Here is a 4,152-nt window from a genome sequence, read left to right on the forward strand (position 1 = left end):
CCCGGCTCGCGCGGGCGCAGACGGAGCTGGTCGCCTCCGAGCGGCTGGCCACGGTGGGGAAGCTGGCCGCGGGCGTGGCGCACGAGGTGGGCAACCCGCTGGCGGGCATCCTGGGCTACCTCTCCCTGGCGCGCTCCCGGGCGCAGGGGCCGGAGCTGAAGGACTTCCTGGAGCGCATCGACCACGAGGTGCTGCGCATCGACCGCATCGTGCGGGGGCTCTTGGACCTGGGCCGTCCGGCCAGCACGCAGCCCGGGCCGGTGGACGTGGGGCAGGTGGTGGAGACGTGCGTGCGGCTGGTGCGCGCCGGGCCGGAGCTGGACCGGGTGGACGTCACCCTGGAGCTGACGCCGGGGCTGCTGGCCCGCGCCGACAGCGGCCCGCTGTCGCAGATCCTCATCAACCTGCTGCTCAACGCCGCCCAGGCCATGGGGGGCGAGGGCCGCGTGCGCGTCTCCACCCGGCGCGAGGACGCGCTCGTCCTGGTGGAGGTGCGGGACAGCGGCCCGGGCCTGTCGCCGGAGGCGCGGGCGCGCCTCTTCGAGCCGTTCTTCACCACCAAGGGGCGCCAGGGCACGGGCCTGGGGCTCGCGGTGTCGCTGAACCTGGCCCAGGGCATGGGGGGCCGGCTGGACGCGCGCGACGGCGAGGGCGGCGGCGCGTGCTTCCGGTTGTCCCTGCCAGCGGCCTGACGGCGGCGGACCCGCGTATGATGGGCGGCACCCCATGCCCCTCTTCCGCACCGTCCTCGTCGCCGACGACGAGCCGTCCATCCGCCACATCCTCACCCTGGTGCTGACCGACAAGGGCTACGACGTGCGCGCCGTCGCCGACGGAGACGAAGCCCTGCGCGAGCTGTCCGCCCGCGCCTACGACGTCCTGCTGACGGACGTGCGCATGCCGAAGCGCGACGGGCTGTCGGTGCTCAAGGCCGCGCTCGCGGAGCAGCCCGGCCTCACCGTGGTGGTGATGAGCGCGTACGGCTCCCAGGAGCAGGCGCTGGAGGCGGTGCAGGCGGGCGCCTACGACTACGTCCAGAAGCCCTTCAAGCCGGAGGAGATCGTCCTCGTCCTGCGCAAGGCGGAGGAGCGCGAGCGGCTGGTGCGCGAGAACCGCCGGCTGCACGAGGCGCAGCTGCCCGGCGCGTCCGGGGGCCACATCCTGGGGCAGAGCGCCGCGCTCCAGGCGGTGCTCAAGCAGCTCGCGCGCGTCGCGCCCGTGGACACCACGGTGCTCATCTCCGGGGAGAGCGGCACCGGCAAGGAGCTCATCGCGCGCGAGCTGCACGGCCAGAGCCGCCGCGCCGCCATGCCCTTCGTCGCCGTCAACTGCGGCGCCATCCCCCACGGCCTGCTGGAGAGCGAGCTGTTCGGCCACGCGAAGGGCGCCTTCACCGACGCGCGCACCGCCCGCCGGGGCCTGTTCGCGGAGGCCGACGGCGGCACGCTCTTCCTCGACGAGGTGGGCGAGCTGCCCCTGGGCGCGCAGGTGAAGCTCCTGCGCGTGCTGCAGGAGGGCGAAATCAGGCCGGTGGGCGAAAGCCGCGTGGAGCGCGTGGACGTGCGCGTCGTGGCCGCCACGCTGCGCGACCTGGGCAAGCTGGTGACCCAGGGCGACTTCCGCGAGGACCTCTACTACCGCCTCAACGTCGTGAACCTCACCCTGCCGCCCCTGCGCGAGCGCCGCGAGGACATCCCGCTGCTCGCCCGCGCCTTCCTCCACCGCTTCAACCGCGAGCTCAACCGGGATCCACCGGTGGAGGGCTTCACCCCGGAAGCGGAGGCCCTGATGACGGCCTACGGCTGGCCGGGCAACGTGCGCGAGCTGGAGAACGCCATGGAGCGCGCGGTGCTGCTCGAGGAGGGCACCCACGTCGCGCCTGGCAGCCTGCCGGAGAAGCTGTGGGCGGCTTCCGCACCCGCTCCGGCCGGGACGGCCGCGCCGCTACAGGCCGCAGCCGACCTGTCGCTCAAGCGCGCCATCCGGGAGCTGGAGGAGTCCTACATCCGGGCGGCGCTGCGGCGCACGAAGGGCAACCGCACCCGGGCGGCGGAGGTGCTGGACATCAGCCACCGGGCGCTCCTCTACAAGATCAAGGAGTACGGCATCGATCCGGACGCGGAAGGCACCCGGACCTGAGGGCAGGGGAGCGGCCCGGCAGGAATCCTCCGGCGCCATTTGACGGAACGCGTCCGGGGCCGGAAAATCGGGCCTCCGCGAAGGTGGGTCGGGGGCGCGGTCGTGGCTGGTTTTCACGGCGCTCTCCCGTCCGCAGGGCGGCCGGGCGCCACGCACTTTTTAGGAGGGGTATCAAGCCGGTGCTACGCTGGCCGCCTCTCCGATGGAGTTACGCATGGCGAAGGGCAAACTGGCACTCGGGCTGGATATCGGGTCGACGTCGATCAAGATGATCATGCTCAAGGAGCAGCGCAAGCGCGGTGAAGTCGGCTACGCGCTCCAGAGCTTCGGAATGAAGCCACTGCCCCCGGAAGCCATCGTGGACGGCGCGCTGATGAACTCCACGGCCATCGTCCAGGCGGTCCAGGAGCTGATGTCCGAGCTGAAGGTCAAGGGCAAGGACGTCGCCATCGGCGTGTCCGGCCACTCGGTCATCATCAAGAAGATCCAGATGCCCCGCATGAGCCAGGAAGAGCTCGAGGAGAGCATCCAGTGGGAGGCGGAGCAGTACATCCCCTTCGACGTGAAGGACGTGAACATCGACACGCAGATCCTCGACGGCGGCGGCAACGACGCCACCGGTCAGATGGACGTGCTGCTGGTGGCCGCCAAGAAGGACATGATCAACGACTACACCACCGTGGTCTCCGAGGCGGGCCTCGCGCCGGTGGTGGTGGACGTGGACGCGTTCGCCGTCCAGAACATGTTCTCCACGAACTACGAGCTGCCGGACAAGGAGACCGTCGTCCTCATCAACGCCGGCGCCTCCGTGGTGAACATCAACATCATCGCCAACGGCGTCACCGTCTTCACCCGTGACGTGACCATCGGCGGCAACCAGTTCACCGAAGAGATCCAGAAGCAGCTCAACGTCTCCTACGAGGAGGCGGAGGCGCTGAAGATCGGCGGCAACCGCGCGGACGCGGACGCGGTCGTTCCCCAGGACGTGGAGCGCGTGCTCTCCAGCGTGGCGGAGCAGGTGGCCGGCGAAATCCAGCGCTCGCTGGACTTCTACGCGGGCACCGCCGCGGACTCGAACTTCACCAAGGTGTACCTGTCCGGCGGCACCGCGAAGATCCCCGCCCTGTTCAAGACCATCGAGGCGCGGACCGGCGTGCCGGTGGAGATCCTCAACCCGTTCCGCAAGATTGAAGTGGACAACCGCAAGTTCGACCCCGCGTTCATCATGGACGTGGCGCCCATGGCCGCGGTGGCCGTGGGACTGGCGCTCCGGCGCCCGGGCGACAAGCTGGGCTGAACCGCTCTGGCCGCTTAGGAGATGACGCACATGATGATCCGAATCAATCTGCTGCCCGTCCGGGCGGTGAAGAAGCGGGAGATGGGCCGGCAGGTGCTGGCCCTCTACGCCGCGGTCCTGCTCGCCGCGCTGGTGGGCAACTACTTCTGGTACGCGGACCGCGACGGCGAGCTGCAGCGGGCCAACCAGGGCATCGCCCAGACGCGCGCGAAGATCGCGGAGCTGGAGAAGGTCATCGGCGAGGTGACCAACATCAACGCCCGCAAGGCGGAGGTGGAGAAGAAGCTGGCGGTGCTGGACACGCTGCGCAAGGGCCGCAACGGGCCGGTGCGCATGCTGGACGCGCTGTCCTCCGCCATGCCCAAGAAGGTCTGGCTCAAGAACTTCGTGGAGACCTCCAACAGCGTCACCATCAACGGCTCCGCCGTCAGCCATGACGAGGTCGCCGAGCTGATGCGGGGCCTGGGCGGCATGGTGTGGACGCCCAAGGGCATGGGGCGCCTGGTGGACCAGGGCCGCGGCGCCAGCAAGACGGCGCGCGTGGAGCTCTTCAACACGGAGACCGCCAACGTGGAGGAGTTCTCCTCCGGCGACATCAAGCCCTTCTTCGGGAACATCGACCTGACCAACGCCGTGCAGACCAAGCCCGGCACGGCCGGCGCCCCGTCCTACGTCGAGTTCAAGCTCACCCTCACCGCCAACTACGCCATCTGATT

Annotated in this window: 4 protein-coding genes; all 4 read left to right on the plus strand. The window is 70.1% G+C overall.

Annotation, left to right across the window (positions count from 1 at the left end; translation table 11 throughout):
• The coding region (locus ACLEQD_RS38215) for a sensor histidine kinase (protein ID WP_410390778.1) at window positions 1-692 on the plus strand (692 nt) is incomplete at its 5' end.
• 34 nt (window positions 693-726) lie between these two features.
• Window positions 727-2,139: a sigma-54-dependent transcriptional regulator gene (locus ACLEQD_RS38220; RefSeq protein ID WP_410390779.1), complete on the plus strand. Its 1,413-nt coding sequence runs from the start codon at window positions 727-729 to the stop codon at window positions 2,137-2,139.
• Window positions 2,140-2,353: 214 nt separating this feature from the next.
• A complete protein-coding gene (pilM, locus tag ACLEQD_RS38225) occupies window positions 2,354-3,436 on the plus strand; it encodes a type IV pilus assembly protein PilM (RefSeq protein WP_014399064.1) in 1,083 nt (360 codons plus the stop codon).
• A 30-nt stretch (window positions 3,437-3,466) separates the two neighbouring features.
• Window positions 3,467-4,150, plus strand: coding sequence for a PilN domain-containing protein (locus ACLEQD_RS38230; RefSeq protein WP_410390780.1), 684 nt, complete (start codon window positions 3,467-3,469; stop codon window positions 4,148-4,150).
• The last annotated feature ends 2 nt before the right edge of the window (window positions 4,151-4,152 follow it).

The sequence above is a fragment of the Corallococcus sp. 4LFB genome, from assembly GCF_046520365.1.
Lineage (GTDB): Bacteria > Myxococcota > Myxococcia > Myxococcales > Myxococcaceae > Corallococcus > Corallococcus caeni.

Excerpts from the sequence above, each read along its gene's own strand:
- ACLEQD_RS38220 (WP_410390779.1), top strand. The coding sequence starts at position 727 with ATGCCCCTCTTCCGCACCGTCCTCGTCGCCGACGACGAGCCGTCCATC.
- pilM (WP_014399064.1), top strand. The coding sequence starts at position 2,354 with ATGGCGAAGGGCAAACTGGCACTCGGGCTGGATATCGGGTCGACGTCG.
- ACLEQD_RS38230 (WP_410390780.1), top strand. The coding sequence starts at position 3,467 with ATGATGATCCGAATCAATCTGCTGCCCGTCCGGGCGGTGAAGAAGCGG.